Raw genomic sequence first — 25,499 nt, forward strand, 5'->3', positions numbered from 1 at the left:
GACGAAGAGCCAGCTTCCCCGAAGTGGCCGCTACCGAGGCCCCCACGCGCCGTTACTATCGAAGCTTGTATGCGCGCCTCGCCAGGGGCGCTAGGAGGCGAGGCTGGCATGAGCGGCTGGGGTGACAGCAGCGGAACGACGCTGGACGACTACACCGGGGTGTACGCCCAGCGCGTCGCCGGGATGACCGCCAGCGAGATCCGAGCTCTCTTCGCCGTCGCCAACCGTCCCGAAGTCGTCTCCCTCGCCGGAGGCGCCCCGTACACCTCAGCCCTCCCGCTGGACGCCATCGGCGAGATGCTGCGCGACTTGATCGCGAACCAGGGCGCGCAGGCGCTTCAGTACGGCATCGGTCAGGGCGTGCCCGAGCTGCGGGAACAGATCTGCGAGGTGATGGCCGACAGCGGGATCGACGCCGCCATGGGCGCGTCACCGGACGACGTCGTCGTCACCATCGGCGGGCAGCAGGCACTCGACCTGGTCGCCCGGCTCTTCCTCGACCCCGGCGACGTCGTGCTGGCCGAGGGGCCGACCTACGTGGGCGCGCTCGGCGCGTTCCAGGCGGCCCAGGCGCGCGTGGTGCACGTGGCCATGGACGACGACGGCCTGATCCCCGCCGCGCTCGAAGAGGCCATCAAGGCCACCACCGCGGCCGGTCGCCGGGCGAAGTTCCTCTACACGATCCCGACCTACCAGAACCCGGCCGGCGTCACCCTCACCGAGGAGCGCCGCGAGCAGGTCCTGGACATCTGCGAGCGCGCTGGGCTGTTGGTCATCGAGGACGACCCGTACGGCAAGCTCAGCTTCGGCGGTCAGGCCCCGCGCCCACTGCGGGCCCGCCGCCGCGAAGGGGTCTTCTACCTCTCCACGTTCTCCAAGACCATCGCGGCCGGGCTGCGGGTCGGCTGGATTCTGGCTCCCCATGCGGTACGCGACAAGCTCGTGATCGCGACCGAGGCGCAGATCCTCTGCCCACCGCACTTCTCGCAGTACGCCGTGAGCACCTATCTCGCGACGATGCCCTGGCGAGAGCAGATCAAGACGTTCGCCCAGCTCTACTCGGAGCGCCGGGACGCGTTGCTGGAGTCGCTGGCCGACCTGATGCCGGCCGGGATGACCTGGACCCGGCCGGACGGCGGGCTGTTCGTGTGGGCGACGTTGCCCGAAGGCATGGACGCGAAGGCGATGGTCCCACGCTCGATCGCCGCCCGCGTGGCGTACGTGCCCGGAACGGGGTTCTACGCCGACGGCACCGGCCAGCGGCACCTGCGGCTGAACTTCTCCTTCCCGCCCGCTGAGCGCATCCGTGAGGGCGTACGCCGTCTCGCCGGGGTCATCGAGCAGGAGATGGCGATGCGGGCCGTCTTCGGCTCGACCAGCGGGCTGGGCGGCGGTGCGACGCCGGGCAGCAGTTGGCCGGGGGCCGACAACCCCGGCCTGGCATGATCGAGTCCATGCCGCGCTCCGCCCAAGTCGACCGGGTCCTCGTCCTCGCCGGGGGACTGTCCTACGAACGGGACGTCTCGCTGCGCTCAGGCCAGCGGGTCATCGACGCGCTCAAGGCGGTCGGCGTCGAGGCCGAGCTCCACGACCCCGACGTCGCGTTGCTGCCGCTGCTGCGGGAGGACCCGCCGGACGCGGTCGTCATCGCCCTGCACGGCGGGATCGGCGAGGACGGCTCGCTGCGTGGCGTACTGGATCTCTGCGGGGTGCCTTACGTCGGCTGTGATGCTCGGGCGGCCCGGCTGGCCTGGGACAAGCCCTCGGCGAAAGCAGTGCTCTCGGAGGCCGGCATCCCGACTCCGGAGTGGGTCGCGTTGCCGCACGAGCGCTTCTCCGAGCTCGGCGCGGTAGCGGTGCTGGAGCGGATCGTGGATCGCCTCGGCCTGCCGCTCATGGTGAAGCCCGCGCAGGGCGGTTCCGGCCTCGGCGCCTCCGTCGTGCGTACGGCGGACGCCCTGCCCGCCGCGATGGTGGGCTGCTTCGCGTACGACCAGACCGCCCTGGTGGAGCGCTATGTCGCCGGGGTGGACGTGGCCGTCTCGGTCATCGATCTGGGGGAGGGGCCGCTGGCGCTCCCGGCAGTCGAGATCGTGCCGAACAGCGGCGTCTACGACTACGCTGCCCGGTACACGGCGGGCGTCACGACGTGGCACACCCCGGCCCGGCTCAGTCCGGAGGTCGCCGAGCAGGTCGCCAAGGCGGCGCTCGCCGCCCACCAGGCACTCGGGCTCCGCGACCTCTCCCGGGTCGACCTCATCGTCGCCCCGGACGGCGAGTGCACTGTTCTCGAGGTGAACGTCGCGCCCGGGATGACCGAGACGTCGCTCCTGCCGATGGCGGTTCAGGCCGCCGGCCTGGACTTCGGCCAGGTGCTCGCAACGCTCGTGCAGCGCGCTGCGCTCCGTTAGTCACCTACGGCGGTCGCTGCTGTCCGCGTACTCGTGAAGAGAAGAAGGCCGGCCAGCGCGAAGAGTGACGCGCAGACCTCGACTGGCACCACCGATCCGGCCGCGCCCCGGAGCGCCGCGAACGCGAGCGGGACGGTGGTCGCGCCGATCGCGCCGGAGGTGTTGAGCATGCCCGCGACCGTGCCGAAATGGGTGGTGCCGAAGTGCTGGGCGACCAGCGCGGGCCGGGTGACCGTCGCAACGCCGAACCCGAGACCGACCGTGACCACACAGAGCACCGCGCCCATCGTGTCGCGGCCGACGAACGGCAGCAGCGCGAGCGCGCACGCCTGTACGCCGAAGAGCCCGCACACGACGCCGACCGGCTGCATCCAGCGCTGCAACGCGGTGATCGCGATGCGGCCGGTCACCGAAAGCAGGCCGATGAGCCCGGCGATGCCCGCGGCGACCGTCGTGGAGTGGCCGAGGTCGCGCAGAATGCTGACGAGCTGGATGCCCAACGTGGTGACGACGGCGCTGTTCGCGGTGAACGCCACGGCGTAGAGCCAGAAACGCGGCCGCCGCATGGTCTGCGCGATCACCGCCCGGCTCGCGTGCGCGTGGGTGCGACTTGTCGCCGGACCCTTCGGCACCGCGACAAAGTGGAGGGGGATCGTGGTCGCGCCGAGGATCGCGGCCAGCCAGAGCAGCGTCGCGCGCCAGCCCAGATTGTCCACCAGCGCGCCGGTCAGCGGCAGGAAGATCGTGCTCGCGAAGCCGCCGACGACAGTCACCGTGAGCAGCGCCAACGCCCGCCGCTCGGCCGGCAGTCGCGGAACGATCACCGCGAAGGCCGGTTCGTAGAGGACCAATGCCCAGGTCACGCCCACTCCAGCCCAGACGAGATAGAGCGTCATGAGATCGTCCACTTGGGACGCTGCCGCGAGCAGCAGGGTCGCGCCGATCGACCCCGCGGTCATCAGCCCGCGCCCGCCCCGCCGATCGATCCATCGCCCCGCCAGCACCGCGGTACCCGCCGACGCCAGGGTGCACAAGGTCATGGCGAAGGTCACCCTGGTCGGGCTGGCATCGAGGTCGCGTGACATCGGCGTCAACAGCACCGAGTACGCGTAGAAGAGGCAGCCGTAGCCCACCAGTGACGTGACGGCGAGCGAGCCGATCAGAACCCTGCTTCGCGCGCCCACCCGGCCAGCGTACTCAATTCACGATCTTGGTTTGCCGCTCCCGCAGCTCCCGCATGGCCCGCCACGACGGCGAACCCGGCTCGGTCGTGTAGACGATGAGCCGTTGATCCCGATCGGGGATCAGCAGCACCTCGCAATGGAAGTCGACGGTGCCGACCACGGGGTGCTCGAAGCTTTTGCGCATGCCCCGGCGTACTTGGACTTCATGGTTGGCCCATAGCTCGCCGAACTCCGGGCTGGTCCGCAGCAGCTCGTCGACCAGACCGTTGATGCTCGCGTCGTCGGGGTAGCGCGCCGAGGCGGCCCGCAGATCGGCGACGGCGGACCGGACGAAGACCGAATGGTCGAGGTCGCAGAGGTACTCCGCGAGATGCGGCGCCCGGAAGATCCAGCGCAGCATGTTCCGCTCCACCCCGGGCGCGCTGAGGTCGCCGATGAACTCCGTCGCCAGTTCGTTCCAAGCGAGGATGTCGTACTTGGCGTCGATCACGTACGCGGGCTGGTCCGTCATCGCGCCGATCAGGTTGAGAATGCCGCGCGGGACGTCGTCGCCGGGCCGGCTGGCGGGGGAGACCGTCTCACCGGCCAGGTGGAACAGGTACGCCCGCTCGTCGATGCTCAGCATCAGCGCCCGGCCCAAGGCGTTCAGGATCTGCCGGGACGGCCGGGGACCCCGGGCCTGCTCGAGACGCGTGTAGTACTCGACCGACATCCCGGCGAGCTGGGCCACCTCCTGACGCCGCAGTCCCGGCGTACGCCGGCGGCCGTTGTCCGGTAGACCCACGTCGATCGGCCGCAGCCGCGCCCTTCTGGCCCTCAGGTACTCGGCGAGCTCCGCACGGTTCATGCCTCCAGCTTCTCTCGTTCAGCCCGGGCGAACCAGGTACCGCCGATACCACCATCGGCCGGGCCTCCCCGTCCGCATGCTCGCCGACGAAAGTGGATCTCATGACTTCGATCGCCCTCATCACCGGTGCCAACAAGGGAATCGGCTACGAGATCGCCCGAGGACTCGGCGCGGCCGGATACACCGTCCTGGTCGGCGCACGAGACGGTGCTCGTGGCGCGTCCGCTGTGGACTCGTTGACCTCCGCCGGTTTCGACGCGCACCTGGTTCAGCTGGACGTGACCGATCCAGCCTCGGTGGCCGCCGCCGCCAAGCACATCGAGCACGCGTACGCCCACCTCGACGTCCTCGTCAACAACGCCGGCATCGCCCGCCCCGACGGCGACGACCGAGCACTCGACCCCGCCGCCTGGGCCCCGAGCGGCCAATCGCTCGACTCGATCCGGGCCGTTTTCGAGGTGAACGTCTTCGGTCTCATCTCCGTCACCAACGCGATGCTGCCCCTGATCCGCCGCGCGCCCGCCGGGCGCATCGTCAATGTGGCAAGCGAGGTCGGCTCGTTCGCCCTGACGCTGGATCAGTCCAGCCCGTACTGGTCGCTCGTAAGCCTGGGATACCCGGTCTCCAAGACGGCGGTCAACATGATCACCGCCCAGTACGCCAAAGAGCTCTGGGACACTCCCATCAAGGTGAACTCGGTATGCCCCGGCTACACCGCGACCGACCTCAACGGGATGTCCGGCTTCAAGACGCCGGAGGAGGGAGCCCGTGTGGCCGTACGCCTCGCCCAGATCGGGGCGGACGGGCCGACGGCTCAGTTCTTCAACGAGGCTGGGCCGCTGCCCTGGTAGTGGGCCTTCTTTCTCCCGTCCCGCTGGGTTTGGTGTCCCGGTGGCTTCGCTGTCCCGCTGGCATGGCTGTCCCGCTATCCCCGCTTGCCCGGCTGTCCACGCTCACGTTTCACGTGAAACGGTGGGCCCTGACTGACGAACGGCGGCTGGTTTCACGTGAAACCGGCCGCCGTTCGCTTGTTCGGTGGTCTTGAGCTTGCCTGCTATTCGGTCGGGTCGCCCGCTCTTGCTGATCGCTTGCCTTGTCCCGGGTATTTGCCCGTTCCGGCGCGCTTGCGCTGTCCCGGCGCGCTCGTCGGCCTTCTCTGGACTGCAAGGCGGGTACTGCCCGCCTCTAGACTGCCCGTCTCTAGACTGCCTGTCCGGGTATTGCCTGGCCGGGTATTGCCTGGCCGGGTATCGCCTGGCCGGGAACCGGCTGGCTGGGGACCACAGGGGCCGGGTCCGCAGGTGCGGGGGCTTGGCTGGGAAGCGCCTGACCGGGGATCTGGTTGGGGCGGGGGACTGACGCCACTCCCACCGCTGCACCGGTTGGCCGGACTTCCGTCTGACTGCCGGGAGTCCTCGGGCCTGTGTACTCGCCCGCCTGTACGCCCGTCTGCGGGTGCTCGGCTGGCTGCTGGCCCACCGGCGGCTGGCTTACTGCCGGCTGATCAGTCGGTTGGCTCTCCCTCTGTCCTGCGCTCGGCTGCGGCGCGCTCACCTCCGATGCGCTCGCGTGCGAGGTGCTCTCCGACGTCGCGGTCGGTAGCTCGACTCGCTCGCCGGTAGACGCAGCTTGCCCCGTTCCGTCATCGGCAGCTGCCTCGCTGGCGGTGGTCGCCGCAACACCCATCGCCGAACTACTGATCGTCGAGCCGCCGACCGCCGCGCCGCCGGTTGCGGGCACCGCCGGAGTCTCGGGAGCACTTGTGGCTGCGGGCGGGATGACGACAGCTTCGTCAGCCGGCTGCGCCGGATCGATGGACAACGCCCCGAGGCCCTCGACGAAGCTCGACGGCGCCTGCCATTCGATCCGCGGCGGCTGGGCGTGTGCCGTACCGCCGAAGTCGGCGAGCCAGGCGGCGACGAGCGCGAGGTCCTCCCGCCACTTGCGCTCTTCGACCGGCGGCAGAATGTCGTCCCACATCGGGAGGAACGATCCCCTCAGTTGCAGCTGGCCCTTCGGCCGCGCCATGAACCACAGATGCAGGTGCGCGGCGCCGTCTCCCCAGCGGTTCACGTGCACCCTTGCCACGTCGTCGAGTGACCTGATCGCTCGCTCTACGCGTACCGTCATCACGCCCAGTTCGGCGGCGAGCAGGTTGGGCAGATCACCGATGTCCAGATGCGATCGCGGCTCGAGGATCAGGATCATCGGCAGTCCGGTGGGGCGGTCCATCGAGCGAACCCGCCAGCGCTCGTTCACCCAGATGTACGAGTCGTCGCCGGACTGGCAAGCCTTGCAGTCGGCGATCTCCTCACCCTTGCGGGCGGGCTCGACGTCGACCGGCGCATCCAGCGCCTTGACCTTCAGATCGCCTTCGAACGGGAACGTGTCCCAGGAGGTGAAGGCAGGGAGGGGGAGGGGTGTTTCAGCCACGAGGGAACACTATCGGAGCGGGTCATCGGCTGTCTCCCCTTCGGGAGTGCCCTCACCCTCCCGACGACCCGGTTTCACGTGAAACCAGCCCCGGTCGTCCACAATCCACAGAGTTATCCACCGGTACGCACGCCGCCCTGTGGATAACTCTGTGGAGAACGCGACGCACCCTGCGTCACGCGACCGACAGTCGGCGATGGGCGTACCGCACGGCGTCCCGAGAAATGGCCCGTCAACACAGGTTTTCCGCGCTCACGATCGGCTTCGGAGGGTAACCGTGAGCGCGATTCACGCGCCGTTTCACGTGAAACAGTGCCTGAGGATAACTCCATCAATCTTGTGGATAACTTCACCCAACCCTGGGGATTTCCCAGGTCCAGGGCATCCGAGGCAGTCGTTCATCCACAGGTAATCCCTGCTTGTTCCACAGGCCTGGTGATCGGGTTGGCGAAGGCCTAGGATCAAACATGTGTTCGAGTCGCGCCGCACTTCGGTGGTCTCCGGGCTGGCCACGCTGCCGACCGGGGCTGAGCTCGCGGCCGCGCTCGAACCCATCGACCCCGAGGAGCTCGGCCGCGGCGAGCATGTCGACATGCTCGCCGCGCTGGCTCGGCAGACCGCTCACGCCCAAGCCCGGCTGCTACAGGGGATGGCCGCCGTAGCCGCCAGATCTACCGGGGTGGGGTTCGACTCCGATGAGGTCGCCTTCGCTTTGCATCTGACTCGGCGCGGTGCACAGAACCAAGTCGCTCTCGCTCAGGATCTTCTCACCCGACTGCCGATGGTGTGGGTCGCGCTTGATCGGGGCGAGCTGTGCCTGGCGCGGGCCCGTGTCTTCTCCGATGTGCTCATCGTGGCCTCCGACGAAGTCGCCCGCGACGTGGCCACCCGCGTCTTGCCGTCCGCCGGCGACATGACGGCGGGCCAACTCCGCGCACGGTTGCAGAAGGAGTTGCTCACGGCGGATCCCGATGCCGCCCGGGAGCGCTACGAACGCTCGGTGTCGGAGCGTCGAGTATGCCTCTCGCCGAACGACGACACCACGGCTTGCCTGTCCGGCATCTTCCTACCCTCAGCTAAAGCTGTCACCGCCTTCGAGCGCGTCGACGCCCTTGCCCGCGGCCTGAAGCGTGACGGTGACACCCGTACGCTCGACCAGCTGCGCGCCGACGTGTTCTGTGATCTCCTCGCCGGAGTGGATTGCGGTGCGACCGCCATCGCTCGGGCCGGAGTCGTCGAACTGCTCGTTCCGCTGGAAACCTTGATTCGACAGTCCGACGCTCCGGCGCACCTCGCGGGATACGGGCCCGTGATCGCCGACATCGCGCGTCAGGTCGCAGCACGGCAGGCCGACCAAGAGGCCACGCAACGCAGAGCCGACGCACGGGCCGTTGCGCGTGGGCAGAAGTTGGGGGAGTCGCTCGCCAGCCGATGGCGTTACCGGGTCTACGACAGCGACGGCCAACTCCTGTACGCCGGCACCACCCGCGCTCGCCCGACCGCGCCGGACGATGACCTCTCGCCGACCGCCGCCGAGCAGCCGCCACTCTTCTCGCCGACGGAATTCATCGCAGAACCGATGAGTCACCAGCCCGACGAAGCCACGGCAGAGGTAGCCGACGATCGCACGTCTCCGTCCGAGACTTCGGCGGTAGACCAGTCGCCCGCGCCCGACAGCGCATCAGATCCGACGCATGACAGACCACCGAAGCCGGTGCCCGGCGAGCCTTCGGATCCTGCTCTTGGCGATGCACCGAAACCGGCGCACGACGAACCGCCAGATCCCGCGTTCCGCGACACCGATCGGCGCACACACGGGCGAAGCACTCGCCGTTCGCCGCGTGTTGCAGCGTGCCGCGGAGAACCTGTGGCGCCCGGCGTACTGCGCCTCCGCCCGCTCGACCCGTGCCCGCCGCCCGCGAACCATGCCGAGGCCCGCTTCCCCGACGCCGCAACGCGGCGGTGGATAGCCGCCCGCGACGACACCTGCCGGGCGCCCGGATGCACGAATCCAGCCCGGACTTGCGACACGGACCACACGGTCGACTACGCGCTGGGCGGCCCAACGTCGGAGGAGAACCTGGGCCTGCTGTGTCGGCATCACCATCGGCTGAAGCACGAGGGCGGCTACCGATTGCACCAGCCCCAGCCGGGCCATTTCGTCTGGGAGAGCCCCGACGGCCACTTCTACCGAAGAGATCCCGATCCGCCGCTGTGAAACGACGGCCACCGGTCATGTTTCACGTGAAACACGGAGATCCACTTGCCTCAGCGCTGCCTCGTGGCTGCGCACCACCAGAGTCAGTACTCGAAGGTGCAGAGGCCTGAAGGTCAGGTCGGTCGCACGGAATCCCGAACAAGGCTGCCGCGAGTAGCACGGCTGCGGATGAAGAGTGACGCGGTTAGAACAGGACCCGCGGACCGACCCGGCCCGCCAGCGGAGTGACGGGCACCGTGCATCGCGGTGCCCAGCCGCACGGAATAGCGTCACCTTGTCGACCGCCGCGACTCACTCACAGCGGGCGCGGGAACGCACGGGAATCTTGCGGCCTCACAGGCGAGTCTCTCCCCGTTCGACCCCTCGCACGACGGTTCGGTTCGTCGGCGGGAGCGATCAGCCGTGGTTGTCGACGTCGCCGGCATGGAACTCGGGGGAGCGGCCGCCGTAGTCCTGGCGGTGAGCGGCCATGGCATTAGCGGCAACTCGCCCGGCGTACGCCGGCGACCACGATTCGACCACCGAGCTGGCTGGAGGGACAGCCCTCAACGGAACCGCAAAGGGCTGGATCTCCACAGTGCAAGTCAGTCCGCAGGGAGCACGGCACTGCCGAGGACGGGGATTCGGCACGGGAGAACTGAGCCGCACCGTAGAACAGCAGAGCGCCGCGCAGTGCCAACTACTTGCGGCCGCGGCCAACTCCGACCGTGGCTAGGTCGACGTTCGCCCGTCCTCGGTGGCAGTTACTGCGATCCGCCCAACATCCGATCGGCGCCTCGAACTGGTGCGCCCATCGAAGTGCGGCCCCGCCGCGCCGAAGCTCTAGTGCGGAGTACGCGAGGCGCGATCCGCCTGGCCCCTGTTGGCTCGCGCGCCATCCGAACGGCACCGACCGAACAGCACCAACCGAATGGCACCGAAGCGCGGCATCGAACGAACCGCCGCGCGGCGGGATGCTGCAGATGTTCGGGTGCTCAAAGTATCCGCCGCCGACCGCCACCGATCTCGACGGCCTGCCGAGCCTGGCCTCGCAGCTACGAACTACCTCGCGCCCATGACGAGCGCGCTGCCGCCTAGAGGCCTACCGCGAGCCGCACTGAAGCAGCGGGGGCGGACCCAGAGGATGGCGACGGCGACGTGCCACCACGGCTACGGCGGGGGAGCACCCCCACGCCGACCCACAACGCGCTTCAGGGCAGATTCCAACAGGGGCCAGCCCGGCGATCTGAAGCGACCGGTACTGGTCGGCACCACGATGGGCAACCCGATGGAGGAGCGGCAGCGCCAGTCGGCCCGACAGCAGAGCGATGGGGCGACACCTCACCGACCCCGAAGCCAAACAGCCGAGCGAACCGAGCCCGAGCGGACCGAGCCCGAGCGGACCGAGCTCAAGCGGACCGAGCCCAGAAACACCAAGCCGAAGCCCAAGCAGCCATGCTCGAAAGGTCGAACCGAGAATGCGGAATCCGGCATGCGAGGTCGAGCCCGAGTGAGGGAGCCCAGCCCCAAGCCGAAACAACCGACGCCCCTCGAAGGCGCTGTTTCACGTGAAACAAGAAGATCCACAACGAGAACGGCCCGATCGCGGGAGCGACCGGGCCGTCAAACCGAGCAGGGTGGCTACTCCTGGCGATCCACGCCGATGATGCCAACGATGCGCTCCAGGTCGTCCACCGTCGCGAACTCGATGGTGATCTTCCCCTTGGACCGGCCGATGTCCACCTTCACCCGGGTGTCGAACCGGTTGGAGAGGCGGTCGGCCAGATCACTCAGGGCCGGGGCATGCGGCTTGGCTCGCCGGCTCGGGGCGGCCTTCTCGGCGGGCGTACCGTCGGAGATCGCGAGCGTCACCAGTTCCTCGACCGCACGAACGGAAAGCCCCTCCGCGACGATTCGGGTTGCGAGCTCTTCCTGTTTCGCGGAATCGTCGAGACCCAGCAGCGCGCGGGCGTGCCCGGCACTCAGTACTCCCGCCGCAACTCGCCGCTGAACCTGCGCGGGCAGGTTCAGCAGACGGATCGTGTTCGAGATCTGCGGGCGGCTCCGTCCGATCCGGCGGGCGAGTTCCTCGTGCGTCGCCCCGAACTCCTCCAGCAACTGCTGGTACGCCGCAGCCTCTTCGAGCGGATTCAGCTGCGCCCGATGGATGTTCTCCAGGAGGGCATCCCGGAGCATGTCGTCGTCTCGGGTGTCGCGGATGATCGCCGGGATGAGGTCCTTGCCGACGGCCTGGGCGGCCCGCCAACGGCGCTCGCCCATGACGAGTTCGTACTTGTCCGCACCGAGGTCGCGTACGACGATCGGCTGCAGGAAGCCGACCTCCTGGATGGAGATCTTCAGCTCCTCCAGCGCCTCCTCGTCGAAGACCGTCCGGGGCTGCTTCGGGTTGGGGACGATCGAATCCACCGAGATCTCGGCGAACCGAGCGCCCGGGACAGGAGCCAGCTCACGAGAATCGGGCGCCGCCACTGGGGGAGCGGGTGGTGCGGCGTCGGCAGCCGGCGTGCTCTGCCGGGGCGCGGCGGCAGCCGGCTCCTCGGCGACAGGGGCCGGCGCCGGCCCGGTCGGGATCAGCGCGCCGAGGCCACGCCCCAGCCCGCCCTTCGGCCGTGCAGCGGCACTCATGCGGTGACTCCGATCTTCGCGCCGCGTTCGGCGATCTCCTGGGCTGCCTCGAAGTAGCTCGTCGCCCCTCGGGAGCCCGGGTCGTACGTCATGACGGACTGGCCGTAGCTGGGCGCCTCGGACACCCGTACGTTCCGGGGGATCACCGAGGTGAGCACCTTGTCCCCGAAGTGGTTGCGCACGTCCTGCTCCACCGCGTCGGCCAGCCGAGTGCGGCGGTCGTACATGGTCAGCAGGATCGTCGACACGTCCAGCGTCGGGTTCAGGTGAGCCTTCACGAGGTTGATGTTGTTGAGGAGCTGGTTCAGACCCTCGAGCGCGTAGTACTCACACTGGATCGGGATCAGCACCTCCTGCGCCGCCACGAGCGCGTTGACCGTCAGCAGGCCGAGCGAGGGCGGGCAGTCGATGAAGACGTAGTCGAATTCGTTCGGGTACGCCTGGATGGCCCGCCCGAGGCGAGACTCCCGCGCCACCACCGAGACGAGTTCGATCTCCGCACCGGCCAGGTCGATCGTCGCCGGTACGCAGTGCAGGTTCGGGATGCCCTCGACCGGCTGCGCCACGTCGGCCAGCGGCACGTTCTCGATCAAGCAGTCGTAGACGTCCGGGATCCCGGCGTGGTGCGGCACATTCAGACCGGTGGAGGCGTTGCCCTGTGGGTCGAGGTCGACGACCAGTACGCGGTTGCCGTGGAGGGCGAGCGCAACCGCCAGGTTCACGGTCGTCGTAGTCTTGCCGACGCCCCCCTTCTGGTTCGCCACGCACATCACGCGGGGCCGAGCCGGACGAGGCATGGTGATCTCACCGCTCGGGTTCAGAATCTGCACGGCTCGCATAGCCTCCATCGCCAGCGGCGGGTCGTCCTCCCGCGGCTCGGCGGCCGCGACTTCCTCTGCACCGTAAGTGTTCGCCACGGGGACCTCGGTTTCGACATGCGCAGCGTTGGATGCGGTCGCGCCGGGGACCGCGCTGACAGGACGGGGGGACGGGCTCGGCCGGGTGCCGGGCGGATTCGGGGGAGCGGGGGCGTAACCGGTGACGGTTCGCGGCGGTTCAGCCTCCGCACTCACGGCCGCCGGCGGCACTGGCTCGGCGTACTCGGGTGCTAGAAAGGTCGGTGTCCGCGGCTGCGGCACCGATGTTTCACGTGAAACATCGTTCTGCACGGTCACATCCCTGCCCCTGGTGGATGACGGCTCGACCGCGTCGTTGACCCGCGCCACATGGGGGTCCACACAAACGACGCGCGGCCAGCCTACGGCGCTCGCGCTTGTGATTCCAGTTGAGTCCACCGGTCGGGCATCGGCAACGGGACGAACCGGCGGGGTGAACACCGCCAATCCCTTTACCAGCAGCAGGCGACCGGCAACCCGGGGTGCGGCGCCTGTGGGCCATCCCACACCCTGAGACCGAGGCGGGCGCGCGAGGGCCGGACGTGAAAGACGTTCGACGTCGGCCAGACTCGTCGGGCGCCGACCCCCGCGTACCCCCACTTTCGACCCCCATCGCGCTTCACGCCCGGGGTCAGATCACCGCCGCGACCGCGTCCCCGAGCGAGCCGCCTTCCGAGACGGCTTCGACTTCGTCCGCCCGACGCACTCCACCTCGACCACGGTGGTCGGGGGCTCGAGAAGCCCTTCGCCGCAGCGAAGGACCACGGCGGGGCCACCGCCGAGACGAGTGACCGCCGCCTGATGCTCGGCGATCTCCTCTGCCGCGGAGGAGCCCTTAAGCGCCAGCATCCGGCCACCGATCCGGGCCAGCGGCAAGCACCACGCGGCCAGGCGATCGAGCGGTGCGACCGCACGGGCCGTCACCACATCCGCCTCCGCGCCGGCCGCCTCTTCAGCCCGTCCTCGATGGACGGTCACGTTGCCGAGGTCGAGAGCCTCCACCACCTCGGTGAGGAAAGCGGTGCGTCGCGCCAGCGGCTCGATAAGGGTGACCGAAATGTCGGACCGAGCCACTGCGAGCACGATACCCGGCAGACCGGCTCCGGAGCCGACATCAACCACCGTTTCCCCGGAGGAAATCAACTCGGCCACCACCGCACAGTTGAGCAGGTGCCGATCCCAGATCCGAGGTGCTTCGCGCGGACCGATCAGTCCGCGTACCACACCCTCGGTGGCAAGGAGATGCGCGTAGCGGGCGGCGAGGTCGAGCCGGGACCCGAACAAGCGCGTGGCCGCGCTTTCCAGGGAAGCAGGAACCCCGCCGGCCGGAGCGTCCGGCGCGGCGGGGTCATGGGTCATGTGATCCATTATCGCGGTCGTCACACCGGGTGGACGACGATCCGGCGGTTCGGCTCGACGCCCTCGGACTCGCTCTCGACGCCCTCCGCCGCGTTGACTACGTCGTGGACGCACTTGCGCTCGAACGCCGACATGGGGTCCAGACGCACCGGCTCGCCGTGCTCGCGGACCTTCTCGATCGCGTTCTTGGCGACCGCGACGAGCTCCTTCTTGCGGTTCGCCCGGTAGCCGCCGACGTCGAGCAGCAGCCGACTCGGCGAGCCGGTCTCGCGGTAGATCGCGAGCCGAGTCAGCTCCTGCAGGGCCTCGAGGGTCGCGCCACGCGGCCCGACGAGCGCGCCCAGGCGCTCACCGACCACCTCGACCATCGGGCGTCCGCCCGAGACCAGCTCGTCGATGTCGCCGTCGAAGTCGAGGATGTCCAGCAGACCCTCGACATAGTCAGCCGCGATCTCGCTCTGGCGGAAGAGCTCCTCGTCGCCGGCCGGTTCCGAACTCTGCTCCGCCTCGGTCGCCGCCACGTCCGCCTGATCTTCGGCGGCCAACGCCTCGGTCTTCGTCTCGGTCACGCTGCTGTCTCCGTTGGTTGTTGCGATGGCTTAGGGGGCGGGTCAGCCGACCTTCGGCTTCGAGCCGCCCTTCTTCGGGTTCGTCGGCTTCGCTCCGACCTTGGGCGCCAGCGCCTTGCGCTGCGCCTCGATCAGATCGAGGTCGTCGCCCTTCTTCGCCTTGGGCTTCGGCTCGACCGGCTTGCCGTTCACCAGCGGCGGGTACTTCTTCAGCACCCAGAACTGCTGGCCCAGCGAGAAGATGTTGGTCGTCGTCCAGTACAGGATCAGGCCGAGGGGGAAGGCCGACACCGAGATGATCATGGTCAGTGGGATGCCGTAGAGCATCAGCTTCTGAACCATCCGCTGCTGCGGGTCCTCGCTCCAGCCGGTCTTCAGGATCATCTGGCGGCTGGTGAGGTAGGTGGTCGCGATCATGATGATGCCGAAGATCACGCACAGGACGGTCGCCAGGCCACCGTTGCGGAGAGTGGCTCCGATCGAGACTCCGAAGAGCTCGGCGTCGGTCGCGCTGTGGAACTGCGCGTCGGTCCACCCGTAGAGCGTGGGGTTGTGCGCACCACCGTCGAGCCGCCGGATGACGTGGAAGACGCCGAGGAAGATGGGCATCTGGATCAGCAGCGGAAGGCAGCCCATCAGCGGGTTCGCCTTCTCGGTGCGGTAGAGCTCCATCATCTCTTTCTGGAGCGTCTCCCGGTCACCCTTGTGCTTCTCCTGCAGCGCCTTCATCTTGGGCTGGATCGCCTGCATCGCCCGCTGCGAGCGGATCTGCTTGACGAAGAGGGGGAAGAGGATGCCTCGGACGGTGAGCACCAGGAAGACGATCGAGAGGACCCAGTCCCAGTTGGTCGACAGCCATTCGCCGACGCCGATCTCATCGAAGACCCAGTGCCAGGCGAGCATGACCCACGACACCGCGTAGTAGATCGGATCAAGCATTAGGGTTGCGCTCCAGTCGCCTCGTTACGACGGTGGGCGGCCGGCGGAACCGGATCGAACCCACCAGGGTGGAAGGGGTGACACCGCCCGATCCGCCGGATCGCGAGCCAGCTCCCACGCAGCGCGCCATGGACGCTCAGCGCCTCCAATGCGTAAGCACTGCAGGACGGATAGAACCGGCAGCGGGCCGGCAGGCCCGGACTTATCCAACGACGGTACGCGATAACTCCCAGCGCCAGCACGCGACTGGGGAGTGTCGCAGGTCGCGCCACCCCAGGCAGGGTCTTCACGAGCCCTCCCTCGGCCGGCGTGGTCGGGCGGCGGCCGCGAGCGCGGCGTCCAGGTCCGTGCTCAGCTGGTCGAACGGTGCGCGGGCCGCCGCCGGCAACGCGCGCACTACCAAAGTCGTGCCCATCGGGTACGCAGAGAGCCGAGACGCCACAAGGTGACGGAGTCGGCGCTTGACCTTGTTCCGGACAACCGCGCCGCCGACGGCCTTCGATACCACAAAACCGGCACGGGGAGCGGACATGACACAGCCCGGGGCCTCTACGGTCCCGGGCTGGTCAATGCTGATCTTCAAGTGGACAACCACGGTGCCACGGCCGACGCGTCGGCCGGTACGGACGGCGTCAGCGAATTCGCGGCTGCTCCGCAGTCGATTCGCGGCCGGCAGCATGCGGCACCGCCCCGCTCGGCTCAGACGGCCAGGCGGGCGCGACCCTTGCCCCGGCGGGCGGACAGGACGGCACGGCCGGCCCGGGTGCGCATGCGCAGCCGGAAGCCGTGGGTCTTGGCGCGCCGACGGTTGTTCGGCTGGTACGTGCGCTTGCTCACGTCAGGCTCTCCTGCGGTCATCCCCGCCCCTGGACGGCGGCGGGGGAGGTCTCTTCGGCCGCCACCCTAGCATCCTTGTCAGGAGCGCTAAGCAGCGGAGCAACCTGTCCAGGGTACACGCTGCGTCGATCTGCGGCCAAAGCACGGTGGTCTTGTGGTCGCTGCCTCGTTATCCTGCTGGGACCCGGGTGGGGGCCCGGTACGCGAACTGCAGTCAGTGCCACGAGGCTGCCCCGGGGCCACGCGGCGCGGGGGTTGTGGATAACTTAGCTCGATGCCGTTGTGCGCATCGTCGACGCCGCGGGCGTCCGGGGAGAAGGTTGGGGGGCGAGAAGAGTGGGAGACCTCGACGCGGTCTGGGTGAATGCCGTCAACGATCTCGCCGACCAGATCATCTCGCCGCAGCAGCGGGCGTACCTTCAGCTCACTCGGCTGCGGGCGATCGTCGAGGACACCGCTTTGCTGTCGGTACCCGACCCGTACACCCGGGACTTCATCGAAAGCCGGATGCGCCCGCAGATCACCGATGCGCTCTCCCGGAACCTCGGCCGGCCGATCCAGGTGGCCGTCACGGTCCGCCCGCCGGAGGACGACACTCAGCGCGCTCCGCTATATATGGGCGGCGGTTACGGCACTCCGGCTCCGGCGAGCCCGCCCGTGACCCGCGTCATCCCGGCGGAGGAACCTCGGAAGGATCTTCAGCAGGCGCTGTCGTATCCAAGTGGGGCGTACCCCCCGGTGGCGATCACTCCGCCGCCCGACGGGGAAGACGCGCTGTTCGCCGTGCCGACCCAGCCGACGCCCCGGGAGCCCGTGTCAGACGGCGCGCCCGAGAGTGGGCCGGGCCGGATCGGTTCGCCTGTCGCCCCGGCACCCTCGGTGTCGCCCAACGAAGGACGCGGCCCGCTCGGCGGAAGGCAGCCGGCTCAGGAGACGGGCGGTAACAAGCTCAATCCGAAGTACATGTTCGAGACCTTCGTCATCGGCTCGTCCAACCGGTTCGCGCACGCCGCGGCGGTGGCGGTCGCCGAGTCGCCGGCGAAGGCGTACAACCCGCTGTTCATCTACGGCGGTTCGGGGCTGGGCAAGACGCACCTGCTGCACGCGATCGGCCATTACGCGCAACAGCTCGGCAACGCCCGAGGGGTGCGGTACGTCTCGACCGAAGAGTTCACCAACGACTTCATCAACTCGCTGCGCGACGACAAGCAGAGCGCCTTCCAGCGCCGCTATCGCGACGTCGACATCCTGCTGATCGACGACATCCAGTTCCTCGAGAACCGGGAGCGGACGCAAGAGGAGTTCTTCCACACCTTCAACACCCTCCACAACGCCAACAAGCAGATCGTGATCACCTCCGACCGGTCGCCGAAGCAACTGGCCACTTTGGAGGACCGGCTGCGTACGCGGTTCGAGTGGGGCCTGCTCGCCGACATCCAGCCGCCGGATCTGGAGACGCGTATCGCGATCTTGCAGAAGAAAGCGGCTCAGGATCGGCTGTTCGCCCCGCCCGAGGTGCTGGAGTTCGTCGCTTCGCGCATCTCCAACTCGATCCGGGAACTCGAGGGCGCGTTGATCCGGGTGACGGCGTACGCGTCGCTGTCGCGATCGCCCGTCAGTCTCCAGATCGCCGAGGAGGTGCTCCGCGACTTCATCCCGGACGGCACCGCCCCGGAGATCACGGCCGACCAGATCATGGTGTCCACAGCGGACTACTTCGGGGTGAGCCTGGAAGACCTGCGCGGCCACTCCCGGTCCCGGGTGCTCGTCAACGCCCGGCAGGTCGCCATGTACCTGTGCCGGGAGCTGACGGCGATGTCGCTACCCCGGATCGGATCGGCGTTCGGCGGCCGCGATCACACCACCGTGATGCACGCCGAGCGGAAGATCCGGCAGCAGATGGCGGAGCGACGGTCGCTCTACAACCAGATAGCGGAACTCACCAACCGCATCAAGCAAACGCCCTGACCTGCACAAAGGACATTCCTGCGGGCGGTGTGACCAGTCGGTCGCGCCGCCCGCAGCTTTATATCGACGAGTCTCGTCGAGTTATCCCCAGACGGTGGATGAAGGTTGTGGATTGGCTGTGGATATGTGTGGATGAAAAATTGTCCCTGTGGATTCAGTGTGGACAACCGACCAAGATCCGTGGACAGGTTTCCATGATCCGTGGATATCCCTGTGTACAACGGCCTTCCGGCGGTCCGCCCGATCGGTGGATAACCCGGTGGATAACCTGTGGAAGGCTTGTGGGGAACGTGTGGGTAAGCCGGGACACTCTGTGTACACCGAATGTCCTGTGGATGAAGGAGCGGTTTTTCCACGGCTCCGTCCACCGGTTATCCACCGGCCCTAAACCCTGATGAGCAGCGGAAACGGCAGTTATCCCCAGTTTCCACAGCCCCTACTATTACGACGGTAGAGATTTCTAAGAAGAAGAAAAACCAATCTTCGCTGTGTGGATGTTGGTGGGCTGCCGTCGGGCCGACCCTCCGAGAGCACCCGCACCGAGAAGCCATAGGGTGGTTCACCGTCACACCTCGCCGTTAGGGTCGATAGTCCGTAAGAAGCTCTCACCGAGCCGACCCAGACCCGACGCCCTGACTTGAGATCTCCGGAGGCCTCGCATGAAGTTCCGTGTTGAGCGCGACGCGCTTGCCGACGCCGTTGCGTGGACCGCAAAGAGCCTGCCCAGCCGGCCGTCGGTGCCGGTACTCGCGGGTGTGATGCTGCGCGTCGCCGACGGCCGCCTGCACGTCTCCGGCTTCGACTACGAGGTGTCCAGCCAAGTCGACGTAGAGGTCCAGGCCGACGCCGACGGAGCCGCGCTCGTCTCCGGCCGGCTGCTCGCCGAGATCACCAAGGCGCTGCCGGCCAAGCCGGTGGAGATCGCCGCCGTCGGCTCGCACCTCGAGCTCGTCTGCGGCAGCGCCCGGTTCACCCTGCCGACGATGCCGGTCGAGGACTACCCGACCCTGCCCGAGTTGCCGCAGAGCGCCGGGACGGTCGACGCGGCCACGTTCGCCTCCGCCGTTGCTCAGGTCGCGATCGCAGCCGGTCGCGACGAGACGCTGCCCATGATGACCGGCGTACGCCTGGAGCTGTCCGGTTCCACGATCGCGCTGCTCGCCACCGACCGGTATCGGCTGGCCGTCCGCGAGATCACCTGGGAGCCGGCCGCCGACGACGTCGAGACGACCGCCCTCGTTCCGGCCCGCACGTTGGCCGACACCGCCAAGACTCTCGGCCCGCTGGGCGGCAGCGTCACCGTCGCGCTCGCCACTGCCGGTGCGGGCGAGGGCATGATCGGTTTCGCCGGCGGAGCCCGCAAGACCACCAGCCGCCTGCTCGACGGCCAGTCCTACCCGCCGGTGCGATCGCTGTTCCCGGCGTCCTTCAACGCCGAAGCCCGCGTGCCGGTGAGCGCGCTGGTCGAGGTCGTCAAGCGCGTGTCGCTGGTCGCCGAGAAGGCCACCCCGATCCGGCTGTCGTTCACCGAGGAAGGCCTCGTCGTCGAGGCGGGTGGCACCGAGGAGGCGCGGGCGAGCGAGGCGATGGAGGCCACCTTCACCGGTGAGCCGTTCACGATCGCGTTCAATCCGCAGTATCTCATCGACGGCCTCGGCGCGCTCGGCTCCGCGACCGCCGTCTTCGGTTTCACCGACGCGTTCAAGCCCGCCGTCCTCATGCCGGCCGGCGACGACGGCGAGGTTGTGCCGGGATACCGCTATCTGATCATGCCGATTCGGGTAGGGCGCTAGCCTGAACCTTCAGGGGGGCGGGCCGCGCGCCGAAGATCGCCGCGTCCGGCGTCCGTCTCGATCACGGCAAGCACACCTGAGTGGAGTGACCATGCAACTCGGACTCATCGGCCTCGGCAAGATGGGCGGCAACATGCGTGACCGCCTGCGCGACGCCGGTCACGAGGTCGTCGGCTTCGACCGCAACCCCGACCTGTCGGACGCCGCGAGCCTGGAAGAGCTGGTCGGCAAGCTGCAGGCACCGCGGGCGATCTGGGTGATGGTGCCCGCCGGTGTCACGACGGCCACGATCGAAGCGCTCGCTCCGCTGCTGAGCGCGGGCGACATCGTCATCGACGGCGGCAACTCCCGATTCTCCGACGACGGACCCCGGGCCGAGAAGCTCGCCGAGTCGGGCATCGGCTACATCGACGCGGGCGTCTCCGGTGGTGTGTGGGGCAAGCAGAACGGCTACGCGCTGATGGTCGGCGGCTCCGACGACGACGTGGCCCGGTTGATGCCGATCTTCGAGTCGCTGAAGCCGGCCGGTGAGTTCGGCTTCGTCCACGCCGGTCCGGTGGGTGCGGGGCACTACGCCAAGATGGTCCACAACGGCATCGAATACGGCCTCATGCACGCGTACGCCGAGGGCTTCGAGCTGTTGGAGAAGTCCGAGCTGGTGCAGAACGTGCCCGGGGTCTTCCGGTCGTGGCGGGAGGGCACCGTCATCCGCTCCTGGCTGCTGGACCTGATGGACAACGCGCTGACCGCCGACCCGCACCTGGACCAGCTCAAGGGCTACGCCGAGGACACCGGCGAAGGTCGCTGGACGGTCGAGGAGGCCATTCGCCTCGCGGTGCCGATGCACGTCATCGCCGCCTCGCTGTTCGCCCGGTTCGCCTCCCGCCAGGACGACTCCCCGGCGATGAAGGCGATCGCGGCGCTGCGTAACCAGTTCGGCGGGCACGCCGTCACCAAGAGCTAGCCATGTACGTCCGCCGGCTGGAGCTCGTCGACATCCGCTCGTACGCGCGGGTGGCCGTCGACCTCCAGCCGGGTCCGAACGTGCTGGTCGGCCCGAACGGCGTCGGCAAGACGAACCTCGTCGAGGCGATGGGATACGTCGCGACGCTGTCCAGCCACCGAGTCGCCACCGACGCTCCACTGGTCCGGGCGGGTGCTGGAAGTGGCGTGATCCGCTGCGCGATCGTGCACGAGGGTCGCGAGCTGCTCGTCGAGTTGGAGATCGTGCCGGGCAAGGCCAATCGTGCCCGGCTGGGCCGGTCTCCCGTACGCCGGGCGCGGGACGTCCTCGGCGCACTGCGCCTCGTCTTGTTCGCCCCGGAGGATCTCTCGCTGGTTCGTGGCGATCCCGCCGAACGCCGCAAGTACCTGGACGAGCTGCTGGTGCTGCGGCAGCCCCGGATGGCGGCCGTACGCTCGGACTACGAACGCGTGCTCAAACAGCGCAACGCTCTGCTGCGCAGTTCCTATCTGACCCGGCGGGTCACCCGGACGGCGGGCGATCTTTCCACCCTCGACGTCTGGGATCAGCATCTCGCTCAGCACGGCGCGACCCTGCTCGCCGCCCGGCTGGCGCTGGTCGACGCGCTGGCGCCGCACCTGGCCAAGGCGTACGACGCGGTGTCGGGTGGGGGAGCGATGCCGGGCGCCGCCGCGAGCGCGGTGTATCAGAGCACCGTCCCCGAACCGACTCCGGAAGCAGTGCTCTCGGCGTTGCTGGAGGCACGTTCGTCCGAGGTCGACCGGGGGATGACGCTGGTCGGCCCGCATCGTGACGAACTCGCCCTGTCGCTGGGGCAGCTCCCCGTGAAGGGCTATGCGAGTCACGGTGAATCGTGGTCCTTCGCATTGGCGTTGCGACTGGCGGCGTACGAGTTGTTGAGAGCGGACGGCCTGGAACCGGTTCTGGCGCTGGACGACGTCTTCGCCGAGCTGGACACCGGGCGGCGTGAGCGGCTCGCGGCGCTGGTGGGCGACGCGGCCCAGGTCATCGTGACGTGCGCCGTCGCGGCCGACGTGCCCGCCGAGCTGGCGGGCGCTCGCTTCACCGTCACCCCTGGAGAGGTGAACCGTGAGTGACGACGACCTCAAGGGCCCCGAGCTGGCGCGAGCCGTGCTCGACGCGGCGAAGGCCAAGCGGGTCGCGCGCGCGTCCCAGCCGCGCAAGTCGCCGGAGGAATATCGGCCGCGCGGTTACAGCGGAGCCGGCCCCGACCCGCGCGACCCGGCGAAGTTCGGCGATGTGCTGGCCCGCCTGATCAAGGCCCGCGGCTGGCAGAAGCCGGCGGCCGAGGGCACGGTTTTCGGCGCGTGGGAGAAGGTGGTCGGCCCGGAGATCGCCGCTCGCTGCCGCCCGGTCAAGCTCGAGGAGAAAGAGCTCACGGTCGAGGCCGAGTCCACGGCTTGGGCGACGCAGCTGCGGGCGATCGCACCGACGATCATCCGGCGGATCGCCGCCGAGGTGGGCAACAACGTCGTGGTCCGGGTCCGCATCCACGGTCCGGCCGCGCCGTCTTGGTCCAAGGGCCCTCGACGGGTACGCGGACAGGGGCCGGGCGATACCTACGGCTGATCCGCCGCCGGCTCAGAACTCGGCGTAGACGGCGAAGCCGCGGTCGGCGCAGCGCCGGTAGAAGCTGGCGAGCACGGCAAGCTCGGAGAGCGGGAAGCTCCACTGCGGTGCACCACCGTCGTCGTCGCGCAGCGCGTCGAGCCGCCCTTCCAGCCATTTGAGCTGCTGCTCGGCCAGCCGACCTTCCGAGAGCGCTGTTCTCAGAACGTCCGCGACCGTGTCGAAGGTGACAGTCGGCCCCAGACCGGCATGCCCGGCGACGAACTTCTCCAGGCCGCCTGCGATCCACGCGCAGGTGTCCGGATCGATGACCGGATCTTCGTCCTCGGCTGCTGCGTCGGTGGCGTAGAGCACGCCCTCCAGCCCGAGCAGGAGGTCGATGAGCTCGGTGTACGCCGTCGCCCGGACGGTGCCGGTGCGGGCGATGTGCCCGGCCAGGGCAGCGGTCGGCGCCTCGGTCGAAGGCTTCTCCGCGATGCCGGCGAAGTCGACGAACTCGGCCGGGGCGACCGGGTCGTAGAAGCGGCCGGTCGCCGGCCACTGCACGGCGACGTTGTCCAGCCCCATCGTCAGTCCCCTTCGGTGTGTGCGCTGGGGGGAACCTACGGCATCCCGCCGACACTCCGCTATCCCGCGCGGGGTCTGTGATTCGGGCGGCTGTCCGGTGCCGGACAGGGCGACCGGACGCGGTCGGTCTGACCGTACCCGCGTGGGGGGAGTTGCGGACGGGCGTGTTCGGGCCGCTACGGAGCTGTCAGATACCCCGCCGGAGCCATTCAGTTGCGACTCGGCGGGTGCCGCGCAAGCAGGATGTCGGTGTCACCCAGTAGGATTGCCGGGGCAGTCGCTCGCGCTCGCATGGGCGCGGCTGCCGACAGGCACTGACGGAAGGACGAGCGTGGCCGCGTCTAACAAGCAGGATTACAACGCCGCATCACTCACTGTTCTCGAGGGTCTCGAAGCGGTGCGCAAACGGCCCGGTATGTACATCGGTTCCACCGGTGAGCGGGGTCTGCACCACTTGGTCTGGGAGATCGTCGACAACGCGGTCGATGAGGCGCTGGCGGGATACGCCGACACCATCGACGTGGTGCTCCTCGCGGATGGGGGCGTGCGGGTCACCGACAACGGGCGTGGTCTTCCGGTGGACATCCACCCCAAGATGAAGATCCCCGGCACCGAGGTCGCGTTCACCCAGCTGCACGCGGGTGGCAAGTTCGACGGGAAGGCGTACGCGGTCTCCGGTGGTCTGCACGGTGTGGGTGCGGCCGTCGTGAACGCGCTGTCGACCCGGGTGACGCTGGAGATCCGCCAGCAGGGATTCGTCTGGCGACAGGAGTTCGTGCGGGCCAAGGCGGGTCCGCTCGAGAAGGGCGAGAAGTCGTCCACGACGGGCTCGGCCGTCACGTTCTGGCCGGACGGCGACATCTTCGAGACCACCGAGTTCGCGTTCGAGACGATCTACCGGCGGCTCCAGGAGCGGGCGTTCCTCAACCGGGGGCTCAAGATCAGCCTGCGCGACGAGCGCAAGGAAGACGCCGAGCCGACCGAGGTCACCTTCCTCTACAAGGGTGGCATCGCCGACTTCGTCCGGCACCTCAACGCGACCAAGACGCCGATCCACAAGACGGTCGTCGAGTTCAACGCCGACGGCGACGGTCACGCGCTCGAGGTCGCGATGCAGTGGAACGAGTCCTACGGCGAGTCGGTCTACACCTTCGCCAACATGATCAACACCCACGAGGGCGGTACGCACGAAGAGGGCTTCCGAGCCGCGCTGACGACCGTCATCAACAAGTACGGCATCGACAAGAAGCTGCTCAAGGGTGACGACAAGCTCTCCGGTGAGGACATCCGGGAAGGCCTGACCGCCATCATCTCGGTGAAGGTCGCCAACCCGCAGTTCGAAGGTCAGACGAAGACCAAGCTGGGCAACACCGAGATCAAGAGCTTCGTCCAGAAGGTCTGCAACGACCGGCTGGCCGACTGGCTGGAGCGCAACCCGGCCGAGGCGAAGACCGTCATCACCAAGGCCTCGCAGGCCGCCCGGGCGCGGATCGCCGCCGCTCAGGCGCGCAAGCTGGCCCGGCGCAAGTCGCTGCTGGAGTCCGGCTCGATGCCGGGCAAGCTGGCCGACTGCCAGTCCACCGACCCTCGTGAGTGCGAGGTGTTCATCGTCGAGGGCGACTCGGCCGGCGGCTCGGCCAAGCAGGGCCGTGACCCGAAGATCCAGGCCATCCTGCCGATCCGCGGCAAGATCCTGAACGTCGAGAAGGCGCGAATCGACCGGGTGCTGAAGAACAACGAGGTCCAGGCGCTGATCACTGCGTTGGGCACGGGCATCCACGATGACTTCGACATCGAGAAGCTGCGCTACCACAAGATCGTGCTGATGGCCGACGCCGACGTCGACGGCCAGCACATCCAGACGCTGCTGCTGACCCTGCTGTTCCGGTTCATGCGGCCGCTGGTCGAGCTGGGCCACGTCTACCTGGCGTCCCCGCCGCTCTACAAGATCAAGTGGAACAAGAAGGGCGACGACGCGCAGTACGCGTACTCCGACCGGGAGCGCGACGGACTCATCGCGCTGCGTCAGGAGAAGCGGGCCAACGCCAAGCCCGACGACATCCAGCGGTTCAAGGGTCTGGGTGAGATGAACTACCCGGAGCTGTGGGAAACCACCATGAACCCCGCCACGCGTACGCTCCGCCATGTCACTCTCGACGACGCGGCAACAGCGGACGAGCTTTTCAGCGTCCTGATGGGCGAGGACGTGGAGGCGCGGCGCTCGTTCATCCAGCGCAACGCCAAGGACGTGCGGTTCCTGGACATCTGACCCCCACCC

At 68.4% G+C, this 25,499-nt stretch carries 22 protein-coding genes and 1 pseudogene; 10 read left to right on the forward strand and 13 right to left on the reverse strand.

Going from position 1 to position 25,499, the window contains the following annotated elements:
* The first annotated feature begins 108 nt into the window (after positions 1-108).
* On the forward strand, positions 109-1,446 hold the full coding sequence (locus HOV77_RS01195) for a PLP-dependent aminotransferase family protein (RefSeq protein ID WP_290856245.1): 1,338 nt from the start codon (positions 109-111) through the stop codon (positions 1,444-1,446).
* Positions 1,447-1,454: 8 nt separating this feature from the next.
* Positions 1,455-2,411, forward strand: coding sequence for a D-alanine--D-alanine ligase (locus HOV77_RS01200; RefSeq protein WP_290856247.1), 957 nt, complete (start codon positions 1,455-1,457; stop codon positions 2,409-2,411).
* Here the strand turns inward: HOV77_RS01200 and HOV77_RS01205 are convergent.
* Both HOV77_RS01205 and HOV77_RS01210 read right to left on the reverse strand, forming a co-directional pair.
* Entirely contained in the window at positions 2,408-3,595 is a 1,188-nt protein-coding gene (locus tag HOV77_RS01205; protein WP_290856250.1) for an MFS transporter, read from the reverse strand. The two genes, HOV77_RS01200 and HOV77_RS01205, sit on opposite strands and share 4 nt — an antisense overlap.
* Positions 3,596-3,608: 13 nt before the next feature.
* Positions 3,609-4,442: a helix-turn-helix transcriptional regulator gene (locus HOV77_RS01210; RefSeq protein ID WP_290856252.1), complete on the reverse strand. Its 834-nt coding sequence runs from the start codon at positions 4,440-4,442 to the stop codon at positions 3,609-3,611.
* Between the two features lie 101 nt (positions 4,443-4,543).
* Between HOV77_RS01210 and HOV77_RS01215 the strand changes: the two genes are divergently transcribed.
* Positions 4,544-5,293 carry an SDR family oxidoreductase gene (locus tag HOV77_RS01215; RefSeq protein WP_290856254.1) on the forward strand — a complete coding sequence of 250 codons (750 nt, stop codon included), beginning with the start codon at positions 4,544-4,546 and terminating at the stop codon, positions 5,291-5,293.
* Between the two features lie 769 nt (positions 5,294-6,062).
* Here the strand turns inward: HOV77_RS01215 and HOV77_RS01220 are convergent.
* A pseudogene (locus HOV77_RS01220) lies at positions 6,063-6,650 on the reverse strand (hypothetical protein); the annotation flags it as partial.
* Between the two features lie 694 nt (positions 6,651-7,344).
* On the opposite strand from HOV77_RS01220, the gene HOV77_RS01225 reads away from it, so the two are divergent.
* Entirely contained in the window at positions 7,345-9,093 is a 1,749-nt protein-coding gene (locus tag HOV77_RS01225; RefSeq protein ID WP_290856256.1) for a hypothetical protein, read from the forward strand.
* Positions 9,094-9,489: 396 nt separating this feature from the next.
* Here the strand turns inward: HOV77_RS01225 and HOV77_RS01230 are convergent, their stop codons facing one another.
* The 9 genes from HOV77_RS01230 to rpmH all read right to left on the reverse strand — a co-directional run bounded on the left by HOV77_RS01230 (position 9,490) and on the right by rpmH (position 16,318).
* Positions 9,490-9,615 (reverse strand): hypothetical protein, encoded by a 126-nt coding sequence (locus HOV77_RS01230; RefSeq protein ID WP_290856258.1) that lies wholly within the window; start codon positions 9,613-9,615, stop codon positions 9,490-9,492.
* A gap of 1,098 nt (positions 9,616-10,713) precedes the next feature.
* A complete protein-coding gene (locus HOV77_RS01235; RefSeq protein WP_290856260.1) occupies positions 10,714-11,718 on the reverse strand; it encodes a ParB/RepB/Spo0J family partition protein in 1,005 nt (334 codons plus the stop codon).
* Positions 11,715-12,857: an AAA family ATPase gene (locus HOV77_RS01240; RefSeq protein WP_290856263.1), complete on the reverse strand. Its 1,143-nt coding sequence runs from the start codon at positions 12,855-12,857 to the stop codon at positions 11,715-11,717. Before HOV77_RS01240 ends, HOV77_RS01235 begins: the two co-directional genes overlap by 4 nt.
* A 393-nt stretch (positions 12,858-13,250) precedes the next feature.
* Complete coding sequence (gene rsmG / locus HOV77_RS01245; protein ID WP_290856265.1) at positions 13,251-13,973, reverse strand: 16S rRNA (guanine(527)-N(7))-methyltransferase RsmG; 723 nt, start codon at positions 13,971-13,973, stop codon at positions 13,251-13,253.
* A gap of 20 nt (positions 13,974-13,993) precedes the next feature.
* Complete coding sequence (locus HOV77_RS01250) at positions 13,994-14,494, reverse strand: R3H domain-containing nucleic acid-binding protein (protein ID WP_290856326.1); 501 nt, start codon at positions 14,492-14,494, stop codon at positions 13,994-13,996.
* Positions 14,495-14,584: 90 nt separating this feature from the next.
* Positions 14,585-15,481 (reverse strand): membrane protein insertase YidC, encoded by an 897-nt coding sequence (gene yidC, locus HOV77_RS01255; RefSeq protein ID WP_290856269.1) that lies wholly within the window; start codon positions 15,479-15,481, stop codon positions 14,585-14,587.
* Entirely contained in the window at positions 15,481-15,723 is a 243-nt protein-coding gene (yidD, locus tag HOV77_RS01260) for a membrane protein insertion efficiency factor YidD (protein ID WP_290856329.1), read from the reverse strand. Before yidD ends, yidC begins: the two co-directional genes overlap by 1 nt.
* A 44-nt stretch (positions 15,724-15,767) precedes the next feature.
* Entirely contained in the window at positions 15,768-16,160 is a 393-nt protein-coding gene (gene rnpA / locus HOV77_RS01265) for a ribonuclease P protein component (protein ID WP_290856271.1), read from the reverse strand.
* A gap of 20 nt (positions 16,161-16,180) precedes the next feature.
* Positions 16,181-16,318 (reverse strand): 50S ribosomal protein L34, encoded by a 138-nt coding sequence (gene rpmH / locus HOV77_RS01270; RefSeq protein WP_020522716.1) that lies wholly within the window; start codon positions 16,316-16,318, stop codon positions 16,181-16,183.
* Between the two features lie 336 nt (positions 16,319-16,654).
* Between rpmH and dnaA the strand changes: the two genes are divergently transcribed.
* The 5 genes from dnaA to HOV77_RS01295 all read left to right on the forward strand — a co-directional run bounded on the left by dnaA (position 16,655) and on the right by HOV77_RS01295 (position 22,654).
* Positions 16,655-18,286: a chromosomal replication initiator protein DnaA gene (gene dnaA / locus HOV77_RS01275; protein ID WP_290856277.1), complete on the forward strand. Its 1,632-nt coding sequence runs from the start codon at positions 16,655-16,657 to the stop codon at positions 18,284-18,286.
* A 659-nt stretch (positions 18,287-18,945) separates the two neighbouring features.
* The gene (dnaN, locus tag HOV77_RS01280; RefSeq protein WP_290856279.1) at positions 18,946-20,079 is read left to right on the forward strand and encodes a DNA polymerase III subunit beta; all 1,134 of its coding nucleotides are present in this window, start codon (positions 18,946-18,948) and stop codon (positions 20,077-20,079) included.
* A gap of 91 nt (positions 20,080-20,170) precedes the next feature.
* Positions 20,171-21,043 carry a phosphogluconate dehydrogenase (NAD(+)-dependent, decarboxylating) gene (gene gnd / locus HOV77_RS01285; protein ID WP_290856282.1) on the forward strand — a complete coding sequence of 291 codons (873 nt, stop codon included), beginning with the start codon at positions 20,171-20,173 and terminating at the stop codon, positions 21,041-21,043.
* Between the two features lie 2 nt (positions 21,044-21,045).
* Positions 21,046-22,161: a DNA replication/repair protein RecF gene (recF, locus tag HOV77_RS01290; protein WP_290856285.1), complete on the forward strand. Its 1,116-nt coding sequence runs from the start codon at positions 21,046-21,048 to the stop codon at positions 22,159-22,161.
* The gene (locus tag HOV77_RS01295; RefSeq protein ID WP_290856288.1) at positions 22,154-22,654 is read left to right on the forward strand and encodes a DciA family protein; all 501 of its coding nucleotides are present in this window, start codon (positions 22,154-22,156) and stop codon (positions 22,652-22,654) included. Before recF ends, HOV77_RS01295 begins: the two co-directional genes overlap by 8 nt.
* Positions 22,655-22,666: 12 nt before the next feature.
* Here HOV77_RS01295 and HOV77_RS01300 read toward each other — a convergent pair whose 3' ends face one another.
* Positions 22,667-23,221, reverse strand: a complete 555-nt coding sequence (locus HOV77_RS01300) for a hypothetical protein (RefSeq protein WP_290856290.1) — start codon at positions 23,219-23,221, stop codon at positions 22,667-22,669.
* Between the two features lie 331 nt (positions 23,222-23,552).
* On the opposite strand from HOV77_RS01300, the gene gyrB reads away from it, so the two are divergent.
* Positions 23,553-25,490, forward strand: a complete 1,938-nt coding sequence (gene gyrB, locus HOV77_RS01305) for a DNA topoisomerase (ATP-hydrolyzing) subunit B (protein WP_290856293.1) — start codon at positions 23,553-23,555, stop codon at positions 25,488-25,490.
* Positions 25,491-25,499: the final 9 nt, after the last annotated feature.

It is taken from the genome of Hamadaea sp., from assembly GCF_013362815.1.
Lineage (GTDB): Bacteria > Actinomycetota > Actinomycetes > Mycobacteriales > Micromonosporaceae > Hamadaea.

What these genes read in the sequence shown, in the direction of transcription:
- HOV77_RS01235 (WP_290856260.1), bottom strand. Translation starts at nt 11,718, where the DNA reads ATGAGTGCCGCTGCACGGCCGAAGGGCGGGCTGGGGCGTGGCCTCGGC.
- HOV77_RS01215 (WP_290856254.1), top strand. Translation starts at nt 4,544, where the DNA reads ATGACTTCGATCGCCCTCATCACCGGTGCCAACAAGGGAATCGGCTAC.
- yidC (WP_290856269.1), bottom strand. Translation starts at nt 15,481, where the DNA reads ATGCTTGATCCGATCTACTACGCGGTGTCGTGGGTCATGCTCGCCTGG.
- recF (WP_290856285.1), top strand. Translation starts at nt 21,046, where the DNA reads ATGTACGTCCGCCGGCTGGAGCTCGTCGACATCCGCTCGTACGCGCGG.
- rsmG (WP_290856265.1), bottom strand. Translation starts at nt 13,973, where the DNA reads ATGACCCATGACCCCGCCGCGCCGGACGCTCCGGCCGGCGGGGTTCCT.
- HOV77_RS01300 (WP_290856290.1), bottom strand. Translation starts at nt 23,221, where the DNA reads ATGGGGCTGGACAACGTCGCCGTGCAGTGGCCGGCGACCGGCCGCTTC.
- rnpA (WP_290856271.1), bottom strand. Translation starts at nt 16,160, where the DNA reads ATGCTGCCGGCCGCGAATCGACTGCGGAGCAGCCGCGAATTCGCTGAC.
- HOV77_RS01195 (WP_290856245.1), top strand. Translation starts at nt 109, where the DNA reads ATGAGCGGCTGGGGTGACAGCAGCGGAACGACGCTGGACGACTACACC.
- dnaN (WP_290856279.1), top strand. Translation starts at nt 18,946, where the DNA reads ATGAAGTTCCGTGTTGAGCGCGACGCGCTTGCCGACGCCGTTGCGTGG.
- HOV77_RS01210 (WP_290856252.1), bottom strand. Translation starts at nt 4,442, where the DNA reads ATGAACCGTGCGGAGCTCGCCGAGTACCTGAGGGCCAGAAGGGCGCGG.
- gnd (WP_290856282.1), top strand. Translation starts at nt 20,171, where the DNA reads ATGCAACTCGGACTCATCGGCCTCGGCAAGATGGGCGGCAACATGCGT.
- HOV77_RS01200 (WP_290856247.1), top strand. Translation starts at nt 1,455, where the DNA reads ATGCCGCGCTCCGCCCAAGTCGACCGGGTCCTCGTCCTCGCCGGGGGA.